The sequence below is a fragment of the Lysinibacillus sp. NPDC093688 genome, assembly GCF_050280145.1.
Taxonomy (GTDB): Bacteria; Bacillota; Bacilli; order Bacillales_A; family Planococcaceae; genus Lysinibacillus; species Lysinibacillus xylanilyticus_B.
Window position 1 is genome coordinate 164,258 of record NZ_JBNNUX010000005.1, and the last position, 17,292, is coordinate 181,549.

General features: G+C 36.3%; 14 protein-coding genes, 1 pseudogene and 2 riboswitches. Of the genes and pseudogenes, 4 read left to right on the forward strand and 11 right to left on the reverse strand.

Annotated elements, in window-relative coordinates; all coding sequences use genetic code 11:
• Positions 1-48: 48 nt before the first annotated feature.
• The 6 genes and pseudogenes from ACQKN2_RS06820 to ACQKN2_RS06845 form a co-directional block, all read right to left on the reverse strand.
• The gene (locus ACQKN2_RS06820) at positions 49-1,494 is read right to left on the reverse strand and encodes a spore germination protein (RefSeq protein ID WP_427414304.1); all 1,446 of its coding nucleotides are present in this window, start codon (positions 1,492-1,494) and stop codon (positions 49-51) included.
• 182 nt (positions 1,495-1,676) lie between these two features.
• Positions 1,677-2,144, reverse strand: coding sequence for a 6,7-dimethyl-8-ribityllumazine synthase (gene ribH / locus ACQKN2_RS06825; protein ID WP_370082743.1), 468 nt, complete (start codon positions 2,142-2,144; stop codon positions 1,677-1,679).
• 190 nt (positions 2,145-2,334) lie between these two features.
• Positions 2,335-2,964 carry a 3,4-dihydroxy-2-butanone-4-phosphate synthase gene (gene ribB / locus ACQKN2_RS06830; RefSeq protein ID WP_427414305.1) on the reverse strand — a complete coding sequence of 210 codons (630 nt, stop codon included), beginning with the start codon at positions 2,962-2,964 and terminating at the stop codon, positions 2,335-2,337.
• Positions 2,965-2,993: 29 nt separating this feature from the next.
• Entirely contained in the window at positions 2,994-3,632 is a 639-nt protein-coding gene (ribE, locus tag ACQKN2_RS06835) for a riboflavin synthase (RefSeq protein ID WP_427414306.1), read from the reverse strand.
• A gap of 194 nt (positions 3,633-3,826) precedes the next feature.
• A riboswitch (FMN riboswitch) is annotated at positions 3,827-3,952 on the reverse strand.
• A 124-nt stretch (positions 3,953-4,076) separates the two neighbouring features.
• Positions 4,077-4,202: riboswitch (FMN riboswitch) on the reverse strand.
• 241 nt (positions 4,203-4,443) lie between these two features.
• Positions 4,444-5,202, reverse strand: a complete 759-nt coding sequence (locus ACQKN2_RS06840) for an SDR family NAD(P)-dependent oxidoreductase (RefSeq protein WP_427414307.1) — start codon at positions 5,200-5,202, stop codon at positions 4,444-4,446.
• Positions 5,203-5,295: 93 nt separating this feature from the next.
• Positions 5,296-6,920, reverse strand: a pseudogene (locus tag ACQKN2_RS06845) (ABC-F family ATP-binding cassette domain-containing protein).
• 914 nt (positions 6,921-7,834) lie between these two features.
• On the opposite strand from ACQKN2_RS06845, the gene ACQKN2_RS06850 reads away from it, so the two are divergent.
• The 3 genes from ACQKN2_RS06850 (at position 7,835) to ACQKN2_RS06860 (ending at position 10,896) form a co-directional block, all read left to right on the forward strand.
• Positions 7,835-8,959 (forward strand): YibE/F family protein, encoded by a 1,125-nt coding sequence (locus tag ACQKN2_RS06850; protein ID WP_427414308.1) that lies wholly within the window; start codon positions 7,835-7,837, stop codon positions 8,957-8,959.
• A complete protein-coding gene (locus ACQKN2_RS06855) occupies positions 8,959-9,738 on the forward strand; it encodes a YibE/F family protein (protein ID WP_427414309.1) in 780 nt (259 codons plus the stop codon). Before ACQKN2_RS06850 ends, ACQKN2_RS06855 begins: the two co-directional genes overlap by 1 nt.
• 540 nt (positions 9,739-10,278) lie before the next feature.
• Positions 10,279-10,896 carry an HAD-IA family hydrolase gene (locus ACQKN2_RS06860; protein ID WP_427414310.1) on the forward strand — a complete coding sequence of 206 codons (618 nt, stop codon included), beginning with the start codon at positions 10,279-10,281 and terminating at the stop codon, positions 10,894-10,896.
• A gap of 54 nt (positions 10,897-10,950) precedes the next feature.
• Here ACQKN2_RS06860 and ACQKN2_RS06865 read toward each other — a convergent pair whose 3' ends face one another.
• From ACQKN2_RS06865 to ACQKN2_RS06875, 3 genes are all read right to left on the reverse strand, one after another.
• The gene (locus ACQKN2_RS06865) at positions 10,951-11,775 is read right to left on the reverse strand and encodes a methyl-accepting chemotaxis protein (protein WP_427414311.1); all 825 of its coding nucleotides are present in this window, start codon (positions 11,773-11,775) and stop codon (positions 10,951-10,953) included.
• Positions 11,776-11,883: 108 nt separating this feature from the next.
• Positions 11,884-12,876: a VanW family protein gene (locus ACQKN2_RS06870; RefSeq protein ID WP_427414312.1), complete on the reverse strand. Its 993-nt coding sequence runs from the start codon at positions 12,874-12,876 to the stop codon at positions 11,884-11,886.
• A 156-nt stretch (positions 12,877-13,032) separates the two neighbouring features.
• A complete protein-coding gene (locus ACQKN2_RS06875; RefSeq protein WP_427414313.1) occupies positions 13,033-13,656 on the reverse strand; it encodes a hypothetical protein in 624 nt (207 codons plus the stop codon).
• Between the two features lie 175 nt (positions 13,657-13,831).
• Here ACQKN2_RS06875 and pgeF point away from each other — a divergent pair, with 175 nt between their 5' ends.
• The gene (pgeF, locus tag ACQKN2_RS06880) at positions 13,832-14,596 is read left to right on the forward strand and encodes a peptidoglycan editing factor PgeF (RefSeq protein WP_427414314.1); all 765 of its coding nucleotides are present in this window, start codon (positions 13,832-13,834) and stop codon (positions 14,594-14,596) included.
• 349 nt (positions 14,597-14,945) lie between these two features.
• On the opposite strand, the gene ACQKN2_RS06885 is transcribed toward pgeF, so the two are convergent.
• Positions 14,946-16,310, reverse strand: coding sequence for an amino acid permease (locus ACQKN2_RS06885; protein WP_427414315.1), 1,365 nt, complete (start codon positions 16,308-16,310; stop codon positions 14,946-14,948).
• An 84-nt stretch (positions 16,311-16,394) separates the two neighbouring features.
• A complete protein-coding gene (locus ACQKN2_RS06890) occupies positions 16,395-16,919 on the reverse strand; it encodes a hypothetical protein (protein WP_427414316.1) in 525 nt (174 codons plus the stop codon).
• Positions 16,920-17,292 lie beyond the last annotated feature (373 nt).

Here is a 17,292-nt window from a genome sequence, read left to right on the forward strand (position 1 = left end):
ATAAAAAGATCAGGCCATTAAAAGACCTGATCTCTTCATTCTAAGTATTTATTTTTTCCTACTCGATGTCTTTGTCTCATCCTGTACATTTAAAAATTTCGGTCGCTTACGATAACCTGAAGGAGATAGGCGAACTAAAGATTTTTTAATGTCTTGCCAATCTAAATCTGCTCCCATATTTAAGTACGGAACGCCTAATACTCGTAAATTTGCAATATAAAGAAGTATGAAAAACACTGAAATAAAGAATCCAAATAACCCCAAAAAGCCAGATGCTAAAACAATGATTATCCTGAGAATACTCATTGCTGAAACCATGGATTGATTGACAAGTGTAAAAGCTGCAATACTTGACGTAGCTATAACGACAATCATGGAAGGACTCGTAACACCCGATTTAATGGCTGCATCTCCAATAATTAATCCCCCGACAACGCTTATGGAACCACTGATAACATTGGGAAGATGTATATTTGCCTCCCGAAATATTTCAAACATAAAAAGCATCAATAGTATTTCAAGGATAGTTGGAAACGGGAGCCCCGTTCTTGATTCAACAACTGTTGCCAATAGGATGGATGGCAATTGCTCTTGATGGTGGGTTGAAAGTGCAAGCCAAAAACCTGGTAAAAGTACACTTATTAAAATAGCCACTATTCGTAGTAAACGCTCCATAGAGCTTACAAGAATCGGATACTCATTATCCTCACCTGATTTAAAAAGTAACATTACATTAGTAGGTGTAATAATGGCATATGATACCCCATCGACTATGATGATAATACGCCCTCTACTTAAGGCTTGTACAGCAAAATCCGGGCGTCCAGTATAATCATGTTTAGGTAGAATTTTATCGCTCTGCTCAATTCTTTCCATCAATATATCCCCACTAAATATAACATCCGCATCAACTCCCTTGAGCTGTAATTTTATTTTCTCAAGCATCGTTTTATTTACGACATCTTCTAAATAAAGTACAGCTACGGTTGTTTTGGATCGTGTGCCAAGCTCATATGTCTCAACACTTAATGAATTAGTCGGTAATCGTTTTCGTATTAAAGCAATATTAATTAATACATCCTCAGTAAAATCATCTCTCGGACCTTTGACAACTAATTCAACAGTTGTTTCTTTAGGCTCTCGATTTGGTTTTTTAGCGATATAACTTGAATACAGCAAATCCATATCTTCGAAATATAGTAAAACATGTCCTTTATAGACTCTTGTGATGGCCTCATCTTTACTTGTTATTCTCTGAAGATGGGGAATGTGTAAATGATTTTGTATATGTTCTGCTAACAATTCATCCGATGTTGCAGTAAATAAGGATTGAACTCGTTGCACAATAACGGTCTGCAGTAACCGCTCATTAATCATCGCTTCACATTTTATCAAATGTACTTTATGTTGCTGAAAGCAATACTCTTGAAATACCACATCAGCAGAGCGTTGAAATAATGACTTCAAAGATTTCAAATTTAACGCTTGTTCCATTGAAGAAATATCCATCATCTCCTACTGAGCCAGCTCCAAATTAGTACATTTATGAAATTAACATAAATACACTTACTGATATTTTCTCCATGCTTTTAAAAAATATTCAGGAATATATGCTGTTTATTATGCTTTGTCAGAATAATTTAGCGGTAAAATTCCAACCTATTATTAGCAAAGATTTATCCAATCATCTTCTTTAAATTTGCCATTTCAATTGCAGACATTGCTGCGTCATAGCCTTTATTTCCTGATTTAGTCCCTGCGCGTTCAATCGCTTGTTCAATATTTTCAGTAGTAACAATGCCAAAAATTACAGGTACATTTGTAGTTAGTGACACATTGGCAATTCCTTTTGCTGATTCATTACATACATAATCATAATGTGTTGTAGAGCCACGAATTACCGTACCTAATCCAATAATTGCATCATATTTCTTTGTTTCTGCTAACTGTTTCGCGATGAATGGAACTTCAAATGCTCCTGGAACCCATGCTACGTCGATAGAATTCTCATCCACTCCATGACGCTTTAAACCATCTAATGCACCGTCTAATAATTTACTTGTAATAAATTCGTTGAAACGACCTACTACTACTGCTATTTTTAAATCCGTACCAATTAATTGTGCTTCAAATGTTTTAACCATTTTAATCTCTCCTCTTTTATGTTGTATAATCACATCACCATAACGTGGGGCTGATTTCCGTTCCGGCTGGGCGCTTTCCTGGGTGCAGTTCACTATCCCCAAGGAGTCGCCCAGCCTCCACTCCAATCAACTTATATACATGGCATACGTTTTAACAAAAATCCTCCACAACTTTAGGTGATAGGTCTTTTTATATAGTCATTGTGTTTTTTTCCATTATTTGTCGATGGCGATATGTTGCCAGTGCTTCTATGGAAATCATTTTTAAACTATGTTGTGCTGCATATTTAACGAGATCATTAAAGCGTAGCATTTCGCCATTGTCGCCCATAATTTCACATATAACTCCTGCAGGAACGCTATTACAAAGCTTTGCCAAATCTATTGTAGCTTCCGTATGTCCTCTACGTTCTAATACACCATTGTCCTTTGCTATTAATGGGAAGACATGACCTGGTCTACGAAAATCTGCAGCTTTCGCTTGTGGCTCTAGCATTTTTTGTATTGTCATTGCCCGTTCAAAGGCGCTAATTCCAGTTGTTGTGTCTATGTGATCTATGCTAACGGTAAATGCGGTTTGATGATTATCTGTATTAATACTAACCATAGGCTTTAATGCTAATTTTTGTGCAAGCTGCTGTGATATCGGCGTACAAATAAGACCCCTTCCATAGGTCGCCATAAAGTTAATCGTTTCAGGCGTCATAAATTCCGCAATCGCTAATAAGTCCCCTTCGTTTTCTCGGTCCTCATCATCAACTACAATAATCATCTTCCCTTGTTTTAAATCCTCAACTGCTTCTTCAATCGAATGTAGCAATATCGCCACCTCCTGTTCAATAATGTTGATTAAAATCCGTTTTCAGTTAAGTAGTCTCTTGTAATGGTCGGCGGTTCCTGTCCACACTTAAGTTGATGCAAAATGTATTTTCCTACTAAATCGGTTTCTATATTGACAAGATCCCCCATCTTCTTCAACCCTAAAATTGTTTCTTTGTATGTGTGGGGTATCAGTGATACTGTGACACTATTTTTCTCGACATGAAAGAGTGTTAAGCTCGTTCCGTCAATTGTGATGGAGCCCTTTGGAATACAGAAGTTCGTTAACTCCTTTGATAGCTCTATATCAATATAAACTGCATTTGCTAACGGCCGCTTTCGTATCACTTTCCCTACTCCGTCTACATGTCCGGATACAAAATGACCACCGAATCGCCCATTCGCTGACATAGCGCGCTCTAAATTTACCGGATCTCCAATTGCAAGCTGCTGTAAATTTGTTGCTCTCACCGTTTCAGGCATTACATCCATCGTAAGCTCTTGTTCATTAAAAGATATCACTGTTAAACAAGCACCATTGACCGCTATACTGTCCCCGAGCTTTACATCCTCTACCATTTTCTTTGAAATAACGGTGATTTTCATACTTTGTCTATCGCTTTGCAAGGTTTTTACGGTGCCAATATCCTCAATAATTCCTGTAAACATTTTTTCACCCGCTTTCATTCATTGGTCCAAGCTTTTCTCTTCCGCTTTCGGAGTCCTATGTACCTCCTCCCTTAATCAAAAATTTCTGTTCAAACAAAAAACCCCTTTGATTAAAGGGGTTTGGGAGTTCATATAAATAAGACGTCAACAAATAAACCTTAAGGATACGAAATTTTTCCATAGGCTATCATCTCATCGTTCTTCTCCCATCCAGACTCTCACTGTCGGTTTTGGATTTGCACCAAATCAGCTTGCGCTCACGGACTTTGAATTACTTCATCACCGCCGATTGGGAATTTCACCCTACCCCGAAGAACTACTGCTATTCAATTCGTTAGCTAAATAAAACAAAAAACTTCCCAACTTAAACGATGGGAAGTAGTTTACATAAAAGCATAATCAAATAAACCTTATAAACTCAAGCGAATTTAAAAAGCTCTTACTTTTACCCTTCTCCCATCCAGACTATAACTGTCGGTTTTGGATTTGCACCAAATCAGCTTGCGCTCACGGACTTTGAATTGCTTCATCACCGCCGATTGGGAATTTCACCCTACCCTGAAGGATATTTTTTATTTAGCTATTTCTTACGATAACACTATTTTATTTTATTATCCAGATAATTCTTAATAAAAATTTTTCCTCTAACTAATGTCGCTTTTGCAAGTCTCAATGTCAGATAAAAACAGCCACCACCTTTGGTCATTATTAAAGACCAAAGGCGTGGCTGTTTAAAAAGACAAATCGATTATGCCTCGGCATAATTGCGTCCGGAATCGACTTTGTTCTTGAACAAAGTTAGAAGTAAAATTTATACAGTCAAACTACCGTCAACAGAGACAACAGCACCAGCCATGAAGCTTGCTTTATCTGAAGCTAAGAATAGGACTGCTTCTGCTACTTCTTCTGGTTCACCATGGCGTCCCATGCGTACACGTGACATTTCTTCTGGTACGTATCCTGTTTTTTCAAGTGTTTCACCAACACTATGGAATAATGGAGTAACAATACCACCTGGACACACAGCATTCACACGAATACCTTTATTTGCATACTCGATTGCTACACCTTTTGTTAAACCGATTACTGCATGTTTACTCGCTGAGTATACAGCAATACTGTGCTCTGGACGAATACCTGCAGATGAAGCAGTATTTATAATCGACCCTTTGCCCTGTTTTTCCATTACTGGAATGACATATTTCATACCTAGGAAAATACCTTTTACATTGATATCCATAAGACGATCGTATTCTTCCAATTCAACCGTTGTAAAAGGTGCAAACTTTTGAATGATGCCAGCGTTATTGAATAATACATCGATACGGCCATATGTGTTTATAGCTTGCTGTACATAATTCTGAACATCCTCTACTTTAGAAACATCCGCTTTAACGAATATCCCTTCACCGCCATTTTGTTGAACTAGTTTAAGAGTCTCTTCTCCAGTTTTCTCGTTAAAATCAACTAACGCGACTTTATAGCCATTTTCAGCAAATTTAATACTAGTTGCTCTACCAATTCCACTACCTGATCCTGTAATAACTGCAATTCGATTTTCATTTGTCATATTAACTTCCTCTTTTCACTTTTTATATTTTTTTACGTAATCATAAATATTTTCTCAATCGGTGGTCCTCTTTGCTTTTCCATGTTTATGATCTTAGTTTAATTTCATTTTCATATGATCTTCGTAATTACCTTTAAAAATACTCATGCCTGTTGGGGAAAGCTCCACCATTTTGTGTGCTAGCTTATTAAGAAAATATCGATCATGTGAAATAAAGAAAAGTGTTCCCTCAAAATTCAAAAGAGCCTGTTCCAATACTTCTTTACTATATAAATCAAGATGATTAGTTGGTTCATCCATAATAAGCACGTTAGCTTTTTGCAATACGAGTTTCGATAATGCTACTCGCGCCCTCTCACCTCCACTGAGGGCAGATATCTTTTTAAACACATCTTCACCAGTAAATAAAAAATTCCCTAAAACAGTACGAACTCTCGCTTCTTCCATGTGCGGGAACATACTCCAAACCTCATGTAAAATAGTGTTATTTGGATGTAAGTTCGACTGCTCTTGATCGTAATAACCTATCGTTATACCGTTACCCCAAGCGATAACACCTGTATCTGGACTAATCTCCTTTAACAGAGTCTTTAATAGCGTTGATTTTCCAACACCATTTGGACCAATTAATGCAACCTTTTCACCACGATGTAGCTGAAAACTAATATTTTTTAATAGCGGTTGTTGTTCGCGTTCTACGGTAAAAGAAATTGATAAGTCTCTTACATTTAACACTTCCTTATGAGAGTTTTTTTCTATTGAAAATGCCATCTGTGTATGTTTTAAATCCTTCAGAGGCTTCTCAATTCGTTCTATTCTCTCAAGCTGTTTTCTTTTGTTTTTTGCACTTTTAGAAGAAGTGGCCATAGTAATATTGCGTTGTATATAGTCTTCCATTTTCGAAATTTCTTGCTGTTGCAAGACATATTTTTTTCAAGCAATTCGCGATTTTTGTCTTTATTTTCTACATACTTAGAGTAATTGCCGACATATTTCCTGACTTCTGTTCGCTCAAGCTCATAGATACCGTTAACAAGTGCATCTAAAAAATATCGATCATGCGAAATAACAAGAATGGAACCTTGATATGAGCTTAAATACGTTTCAAGCCAATTTAAAGTTGTAACATCCAAATGATTCGTCGGTTCATCTAGCATTAATAAATCTGGCTGTTCTAGTAAAATTTTCGCCAGTGCAAGGCGAGTTTTTTGTCCTCCACTTAGCTGATGAATAGGGGTATTTTTAGACATACTTTCAAAGCCCATGCCATTAAGAATAGTGTTAATTTTAGCTTCTATTTCATAGCCACCATGCTGCATAAACCATTCTGATTTTATTGCATATCGATCCATAATTTTTTCAAGTTTTATAGGATTGTCTATGAACAACGGATCGCTCATCTTCTTTTCAAGCTCTCGAAGTTCTTTTTCAGCCTCAAGAAGGTCAGGTAACGCTTCTAACATTTCAGCCCAAATTGTATTGTCTTGCTTCAAGCCACTGTCTTGCCGCAAGTACCCAATTTTAATACCTTTCCCGATGTAAATCTCTCCTTTATCATAGGGAAGGTCTCCAGCAATTACCTTTAATAATGTTGATTTACCAGCCCCATTAACACCAATGAGGCCAATTTTATCTCCACGCTCAATTTTCATTGTTATATTTGAGAGAATTGGATCTCCCAAATAGCTTTTACTAATTCCATTTAATTGAAGTATCATTTATATAATCTCCTTATAGATTTTGACCATCTCTTTTGCAAAGCTAAAGACGCTTAACAAATGAATGGACAGATAAGGTTACTCATCTTTTTTCACTCCTATCAATTATGCCTCGGCATAATTGCGTCCGGAATCGGCTTTGTGCTTGCACAAAGAACTCCTTTCCGATTCCGTGACATCCGCCGGAGGCTTTAACTTCTTTCAGCAGGTGTTTGGACACCTGCTGAAAGAAGTTAAAACACAAAAAAGGCGCCGAAAGAACGGCGCCTTAAAAGTGCGAAAAAACCCTACAGCATAGGAAAGGTTTCTTATATTTCACAATGGAACGTAAAAAAGCGCCGTACAGAACCGGCGCCACAATGCGTAAATATATTTATTCAAGTTCATCAAAAATTATTGACTACAATTGTTAAAATAAGAAGGCAAAAGCTTCCGGAATCTGTTTTCGATATGAAATTTGCTTAAAAAAGGGCAGACTTCTCCCTTTGACAGCAAATCTCCAAGCAATCTGTAAGATTTTACCTCTTTTTCTGTTAAGCCTTTTGCGAATACAGTTTCCATCACTTTTACCTCCTTTCGAATTCAATAGTTCTTACTAATCTATCACAATATTATAAAGAACACAAATTCCTTAATCAAATTTTCATCCATTACCAAGCATAATAAAACTCACATCAATGAATAACACGAGTTTAATAATGCTATAACTAACTTAGGTTGCTAACAGGCATATTAGCCGTATTATTTAATTAAGGAACCTCTTTTCGATAAGCACGTTCTTTATACATGGCACTTTTTAATCTGCTTGACATAAAAAAAATCATAGTAAAATTGTGAGTCATTGTTCGTGTCAACTCCAACAATGAACACAACGTATATGATTAAATTCTATTCCCTCATTGGAGGTTTTTTTATTGCAAAACATCTTGAAAAAAAAATCTTATAACAAAGTTATATTTTATACCTTTATTGCTATTTGCTTTATCGCTTCTGTTTTTTTCGTTTATCACAACGAAGCATTTTATGAGCGTCCAATTGCGGAAGTTATAAAAACCGAATTAACAGAATCAACCCCTGTAATGGATATGTATGAAAATAATGATCATTTATATACTCAGTTTATTACAGCTGTATTAAAAAATGGTGAAGAAAAGGGTAAGCTGATTCATTTTACAAATGAGTATTCAGCATCTGGAGCCTTCGATCAAGAGTATCAAGTTGGAAATAAATTATTTGTTTCCATTAAAGCCAAGACAGACAAAAATGGAGATTTAACTGGGACTATTTTAGACGTGAAACGTGATCAGTTCGTCTTAATAGTAGCGTGGATTTTTATTTTTGCTTTGCTGATTGTTGGTAAAAGACAAGGTTTATTTTCAATCATTAGTTTAATTGTAAACTCCCTTGTATTATCTTTTGCCTTGGATTTATATGTGCATTCAAATATAAATTTGATATTTATAAGTGGGGTATGTGTTCTTTTATTTACGCTCATTTCTTTAATTCTCATTAACGGCTTGAATGAAAAAACATATGCAGCGATTGTTGCAACACTTTTAGGAACATTTATTTCGTTATTAATTAGCTCTTTAGTCCTATGGGTTACATCCGAGAATGGTCTTCGGTATGAAGAAATGCAATTTTTAACACGACCTTATCGAGTGATTTTTATGGCTGGGTTATTTATTGGGGCACTAGGGGCTGTAATGGATGTCTCCATCACAATGGCTTCTTCTATGTTCGCATTATTTGAGCAAAACCAAGATATTTCTGACCAAGCTTTAAGAACTTCTGGAATGGATATCGGGAAAGACGTTATGGGAACGATTACAAGTATTTTGTTCTTCGTTTATATTTCTGGCTCATTTCCAATGTTAATTTTATATTTAAAAAATTCTTATCCATTAGGGCAAACACTTTCCATGAACCTTTCGTTAGAATTAGCTCGTGCCCTAGCAGGTGGAATTGGTGTTGTCTTAACGATCCCCATTAGTCTTTACACTTCTATTTTTTTCATTAAACGAAAGAGGGCAAAATAATGAATGTATTAGTATGGTTAACGGCCATTTTATTTATATTGATGATCGTTATTGGTGGAAAAAAAGGAGTAAGATCATTTCTATCTTTATTTTTAAACTTTGGGGTACTCTTTATTACTATTTTTTTAATGACCAATCCAAAGAATAGTCCGGTTTTATTAACGTTTATTGCCTGTACCGTTATAAGTTGGATTAGCTTATTTTTTATAAATGAAATGAGTAGTAAAACGATGACTGCTTTCATTTCTACGATGATGACGATTGTAGTTTTATTACTTTTTATTGTTTTTGTAACGGAGAAATCAATGATTCGAGGATTTGGGGAAGAATCCGCAGAAGAAATCAGCATATTTTCACTTAATATCGGCGTCAATTTTGTACAAATCGGAGCTTCTGTTATTATTATGAGTACAATTGGTGCAATTTTGGATGTTGCCATTTCCATCGCTACTTCCATGCATGAGATTCTTCATCATAATCCGTTAATAAGCAGAAAAAAATTATTTACATCAGGTTTAAGCATTGGAAAGGACATTTTAGGTACAGATACAAATACATTATTTTTCGCTTTCTTTGGTGGATATTTAAGCTTGCTCATATGGTTTAAAGATTTATCTTATTCAATTGGCGAAATTATAAATTCTAAAGTATTCGCCACTGAACTGATTATGATTTTTTGTGCAGGTATTGGAATCGCACTTATCATTCCTATTACCTCCTCAGTAAATGCCTATTATTTAATAAAAAAACGAGAAAAAACTGAAAATGCTTCATCATAGACCGTACCTGTCACCCTGCTTTAATATCGACCGGTGACAGGTACTTTTATGCCACCCCACTCAAAATTAATAGATATTCATTTAAGTTATATCGAAATATTTTACGGGATTTTACATAATATCGATTTGAAAATTGCGTAATCGAACAACTTTACATAAAAAATATGGCTTAAAACCAAAAGTTGTGGAAGACATTCGTTAAAACGTATGCCATGTATATAGTTGATCTTCGTTACGACTGGGCGACTCCTTGGGGATCAGCGATAGAGGAACGAAGGCTAAAAGCATCACGTCCTGTGATAACGCCTTCGTGACCAACATCGTGTTGGCCCGACGCGCCCAGTCGGAACGGAAATCAACCACACGTTTTAGTGATGATCCAAAAATATTTATTTATTAATGAAAAATTTGCTCATCTAGAGTTATTTGTACGATTCTTTTTCATATCCTGTATAATCATGTCATTTTTTTAAGTATAGGCAGTAACATTTTCAAGAAAAAAACGTCTTTACAATTAGATTATAAAGGAGAAAATTTGTAATGAAATATATTATCTTTGATTTTGATGGAACATTGGCAGATTCTACGGCAGTGTTTGCAGCAGCTTGGAATACAATTGCGCAAAAATATAAATTTAAAGGGATTGAGTTAAAGGAAATTGAATCATTGAAAAAATTATCTATAGCGGAACGAAGTAAATTATTCGACTTCCCTATGTATAAATTGCCCATGATTTTACCTCAGTTTTATCGCTTGTATCGTCAGTCATTAAATGATGTTCATCTTTATGATGGTATGAAGGAAGTCCTGATGGAAATTGATAAAAGGGGCTATAAAATCCTTATCATTTCCTCCAATTCACAGGAGAACATTTTAGAATTTCTAAAAATGAACGGTATTCATTGTGTATCAGACGTTCTTTGTTCAAACCGTATTTTTGGAAAGGATAAAGTGATAAAGAAATTTTTAAAGGACTCAAGCATTACACCATCAGAAGTTTTATACATTGGTGATGAACAAAGAGATATCGCAGCCTGCAAAAAAGCGGGGGTCCCTATAATTTGGGTTGGTTGGGGATATGACGCTATTGAAGTTGTACAACAAGAGGAACCCGAGTACAAAGTTTCTACACCACAAGAAATTTTAAATATTATATAGACGAAGAGGATAATAGCGATTAATTTGCTATTATCCTCTTTGTCTATGTATTAGTTAAGCCTTTGCTTCGCTAATATGCATTAATTTTTCTGCTGCGCTGTTAATTCCTTTATAAGCATCGGTTAATTCATGCATACTCACCGAAAATTGCTGGGTAAACGTTGCGATTTGATTTGCTGATTCATTGACTTGATCAATAGATTGTTTAATGCTTTCTAATTGATTTGTAATGCTATCGGCACTTTCCGTACTACTTTGCGACATTTTCTGTATTTCAGATGCTACTACAGCAAAGCCCCGTCCATGCTCCCCTGAGCGAGCAGCTTCGATGGAAGCATTTAATCCAAGAATTTTAGATTTCATAGCTAAATCTTTTACTAAATGAACAATCGTATTGATTTGTTGAATATCGCCAGTCATTGATTCCGAAAATTTGGATAGCTCTCCCAAGCGATTTGATACATCTACACTTGCTACTGCTAACTCTTCATTCGTTGCTGTCATTTCTTCAACAGCACTCGAAAGCTCAGTTGCTAATAAACGCATACCATCCATTTTTTCATTCGAAATAATGGCACTTAACACACCGATTACTTTCCCACCATCAAAAATAGGCTGTGCAGATGCAATATACGCCAGTCCAAATTCCTCCGAACCTCGCTCTTCCCTAATAAACTTTCCTTGGCTTAGAGACTTTTCAGTTGTTGTTCCACGATACTTGGCTACAGGATCTCCAACTTTAATCTTTAAGTCCACTTGTTTACCTGGCTTGTAGGCAATGACCTTCTCAGTATCAGCAACTATAATACAAGCATCATCTGGATATGTAACCTTGTAAAAATCGATAGAATCTATTGCTGCCTGTAGTTTTGGATGCATTATTTTTCCCCTTCTTCCATAACACGATTATACTGAAATTTCTCAATTTAACTATAGCATGACACCTAAAAAAAGACACCTTAAGCTAAAGTGCCTTTGAAAAAACTACTACAACTTTTTCAAGATTTCTACATATTTTTCTGCTGTTCTTACCTCAACTGTAAGAGAGTTTTTACTATAGTTAGCTTTTATCAAAAATGGTACATCACTGGTATTGTGGAATCTAAAATCTAAGCCACCATAGGAAACTGTAGCGTCTCTTCCTTTTGGAACATACCCCACATCTAAAGAATGGTGATGACGTTCTACAAATTTTATTGGTATTTGATCAACTGCGTTAAATAAGGTCGAGGACGTTTGACAAATACCTCCCCCAATGCCCATCACAACCTTTTTGTTAATGATTTCTGGTGCGGGCTGATATCCATTCGCTTCGTCTCTAGGTCCAACGACTGTATTAAACGAGAAATAATCTCCACTTCCAACGATAACATTATTAATTGCCTTCGCAGAAAGCTCAATATTTTTATTTCTTCCTACATCATGGGTATTGAAGTAAGTTGTATAGGATGCAACAACTACGTTTTCTAATAAAGGAATATCTTCTAAATAATATCCGCTTTCTGTAATATAAAGAGGCATCTCCACTTTACCACCGGTAGCTGATGCTTCTAATATTCTCTCTACTAATTCACTTTCTTTTAAAACAATTAAAGGACTACCTTTCATTATTTTTCCTTGATCGTCCAGCTTATCGAGGATCATACGCTTATCATAGCCTGCCGTTTTTTCATTCCCTCTCGCCAACTCTTTTGCTAATTGCTCAATTTGTTTTGTATACGATTGTTTATCATTTTCATAGCCCATTTCTTTCGGTGAAATTGTTTGTATGATGGTTTTCGTAGAAGGATCCACAATTTTAACAACGACAGGCTCTGTTTGTGGTTGTTCTAAGGTTACAGGCCTTTTTAAATCATCCGCTTTTTGCTCTGACTCTTGAATTTGTTGTACTTGCTTATTCTCATCCTCAGATTTCCCCTGACAGCCAACTAGCCCAATTGTACAAATAATACATAATGTGGTCATCCACTTCTTTTTCAAATAAAACACCTACCCTATCGTCATACTACAGAGACATCTTATTCGTGTATTGCTGATAGTGTGTTTCATTTCATCATTTTTATTTGTTTATAAAATGAAAACACTCTACAAAGTTACATGACTTTGTAGAATGCAGATGAAGGACACGTTACATCTTTATTTAGCATATTTCACATAAAACCTATAGATTAATACGATATAAATCCAATCATAAATAAAGATTGCAAGCGAAATAATAGTAATCAATGGTGTTCTAAAATACATATAGAAGCCCACTGCTGCAAACACAGTACCGACCATTTTACAAACGGCTATGCCCATTGATTGGCCACTTAAGTTCCCTCTTTGTATGAATAAGGCAATAAAAAGCCCTGACATCATTAGATTTTGGAAAAATGCGGCATATATGCCTGCTGTATCTTTGAATTCATGCATCAGCGCTAAAATCGTGAAAAAGCTTACTACGAGTGTTATGAAAAAAGATGAATAGAATACCTTTCTCGGAATAACTTTTTTATACTCCTTATACCCATAAAGTAAAAATTGTATCAGAATGAAGATATCCAAAAGAAACCACAGGAAAGTAAGGATTCTTTGCAAGTCATTTAGCGGATACATAAATGAAAAAATAAACTCCCATGAAATATTGGCACAAATTGCGGCCATGGGCATCCCATATCTCTTATCCTGTATTCCTTGTTTGATAATTAATATATATGTAATAATCCAAAAGAGCCACATGGCAAAATGGCAGATCAGTAGGAATTTTTCTTGAGTCATTTACCCATACACCTTCCCTCATTAATGATTCTTCGATACTATATGTGAAGAAATCTATTCTTTATGTCTAAAAAATTTGTAGAAGGATATGTAAATACTCAAAGCTCTTAAAATCTTAAAAGTAAGCGCCTATACATTCATGAACCAATCATATATAGTAAGACGAGGTGATGATATGAAAACTAAAATTTTTTTTGATAATGACCAATTTATCGCAGGTACTACCTTAAAGGATGATATCGAGCTAGAACTAAACAATATGGCACTTCATACATGTGTGAACGAAGCAGATGTGCTGGAAAACCGGAAAAAATTGGCATATACTTTAAATTGTGACCTAAATAATTTTATTTGCACGCAACAAACACATAGTGCTAATTTCCATAAAGTTATCATTTCTGATAAAGGACGCGGCGCTGAGCAAATGGACACTGCCATTAGTAATACCGATGCACTTTATACAGTAGAGCCAAATTTACTTTTATGTAGTTTTACAGCGGATTGCGTTCCTGTCATTTTTTATAATGAAGTCAAGGGCCTTATCGGCGTGGTTCATTCAGGCTGGCAAGGGACTGTCAAGGAAGTAACATCAAAGCTTTTCCAACATTTGATGGAACATGAGCATTGTAATCCACAAGATTTTCATGTACAAATCGGTATGGCACTTAGTCAGCAAAAATTTGAGGTGGATACAGATGTTTATGAAAAATTCCACAATCTAGGCTATGCTGAGGACTTTATGTATTACAATGCAGAAACAAATAAATATCATATCGACAATCAACAAACTGTCAAAAAGCAATGTGAGCTTGCAGGTATTCCTTCTAAGCAAATTTTGATTGATTCAACGTGCACATATCTTAGCCCAGATGGTTTTTCCTACCGCCAAGATAAACACGCTGGCAGACATTTAAGCTTTATTATGAGAAAAGAACAGTAGAAGAAAGGGACAATCCAATTATTAATGGAGTGTCCCTTTTGTAGTGCGGTACAACAAAATTCGGCGCTTTAAATAGGATAATTTCCGTTCCAAGCAACTCTCTTTCCTGTAGGCAAGCGCCGAGCCAATTTCTCTGCTTACGTTGGTGCTGTCGCTTTGCTTTATCACTATTAACCAGAGTGGCATGCAAGAAGATACATACTTGTACTTTCGCGCAAAAAACATTTGTTGGTCCGACACCCCTAGGAAAGCACCAAGTCGGTACGGAAATCAACTTTGCTGAAGGACAATACCTCTATCACAAAAATAAAAAGGATGTATCTCATAGTAGAAATACACCCTTTTATCATTATTTATTAACAGGACGATCTTTTCCAATCCTAAAAACATAATAGCTCATGATCACAAGAACTAAGAAAACAATTCCCACAATAAGAGAAACTCTAGTATCATCATTAATCCACATACCGATTAGCACCATTATTAAAAAGGCAATCGTTAAATAGTTTGTAAATGGTGTTAAGGGCATTTTGAATGGGTGCTTGGAAAGTTGTTCACCTTTTATTTTTCTAAATCGGATTTGACTGATTAAAATAATAAACCACGGAACCATTCCTGGTAATACACTAGCACTGTATACATATACAAATAAATTTCCTGGTGCAATATAACTTAGAATAACGCCGATGACCAAACCAACTAGCACGCCTGCTGTACCGAATATTGGAACACCATTTCTAGAAAGCTTCGCAAAAAATTTAGGTGCTTGTCCATTCATGGCAAGCGTATATAACATGCGTCCAGCACTATAAATTCCACTATTACAGCCTGACATTGCTGCTGTAATGACCACAAAATTTATAATACCTGCCGCAGCAGTAATTCCAACCTTTGCAAAAGTTGCAACAAACGGGCTACCAATCGTACCTAATTCATCCCACGGATAAACTGTTACAATGACAAAGATTGCACCGATATAAAATATTAAAATACGCCAAATAATACTTTGAATCGCATTCGTTATAGTTTTTTGAGGATTTTTCGCTTCTCCTGCTGTAATCCCAATGAGCTCAACACCTTGATAGGCTGCAACTACTAATGATAACGCAAAGAAGAAACCTGTCCAGCCGCCAGTAAAGAAACCTCCATGATCCCAAAGGTTCGATAATCCGATTGCCACGCCTCCATTACCAATCCCAAAGAAAATAAGACCGAAGCCTGCAATAATCATTAAAACAATCGTTACAATTTTAATCATGGCAAACCAAAACTCAAATTCTCCAAAAGTTTTAACAGAAATAAAGTTGGCAACACCTAAAATAACCATTGCTATTAATCCAGGAATCCATGCTGGTAAATCAGGATACCAGTATTGCATATAAGTTCCTACAGCTATGATTTCTGACATCCCAACAATAACCCACTGAAACCAGTTACTCCACGCAGTTAAATAACCGGCTAATGGGTGAATATATTTATAGCCAAACGTTGCAAAGGAACCTGTACTTGGCTCCATATAAAGCATTTCTCCCATTGCTCGCATAATGAAAAAAATAAATATACCTGCTATACCATATGCAAGGAGCACGGAAGGCCCTGTCCACTGAATGGCATTAGCAGACCCCATGAACAAGCCTACGCCAATAGTACCTCCAAGAGCTATCATTTGGATATGACGTGCATCTAATCCCCTGTTTAATTCTTTATTTGCCACAAATTACGCCTCTTTCTGAAGTTCTTTCTACGATGAATTATCTTATAATAATAATAAATTCTTTTGAAAAATACAATTGTATTTTTAGGAAAAACACGAATTATGGCAAGATGACAAGGGTTCTGAGCATTTTGGGGTTCTTTCCGTCGCTTTGAAGGTTCTATCCACGATTTTGACGGTTCTATCCACGTCTTTGGCTGTTCTATCCACGTTTTTGACGGTTCTATCCACGTTTTTGACGGTTCTATCCACGTCTTTGGCTGTTCTATCCACGTTTTTGACGGTTCTATCCGTCACTTTGGCTGTTCTATCCGTCACTTTGGCTGTTCTATCCGTCGCTTTGATGGTTCTATCCGTCACTTTGAAGGTTCTTTCCGTCACTTTGACGAGGCTATCCACGATTTTAACGGTTCTATCCACGTTTTTGGCTGTTCTATCCGTTACTTTGACTGTTCTTTCCGTCACTTTGATGGTTCTTTCCGTCACTTTGACGAGGCTATCCACGATTTTAACGGTTCTATCCACGTTTTTGGCTGTTCTATCCGTCGCTTTGACAAGGCTATCCACGACTTTGGCTGTTCTATCCACGATTTTGATGGTTCTATCCACGTCTTTGGCTGTTCTATCCGTCGCTTTGATTTCTATCCGTCACTTCGAAGGTTCTTTCCGTCACTTTGATGGTTCTATCCGTCACTTTGGCTGTTCTATCCGTCACTTTGACTGTTCTTTCCGTCACTTTGATGGTTCTATCCGTCGCTTTGGCTGTTCTATCCGTCGCTTTGATTTCTATCCGTCACTTTGACGGTTCTATCCGTCACTTTGGCTGTTCTTTCCGTCACTTTGAAGGTTCTTTCCGTCACTTTGATGGTTCTATCCGTCGCTTCGGCTGTTCTATCCGTCGCTTTGATTTCTATCCGTCACTTCGAAGGTTCTTTCCGTCACTTTGATGGTTCTATCCGTCACTTTGGCTGTTCTATCCGTC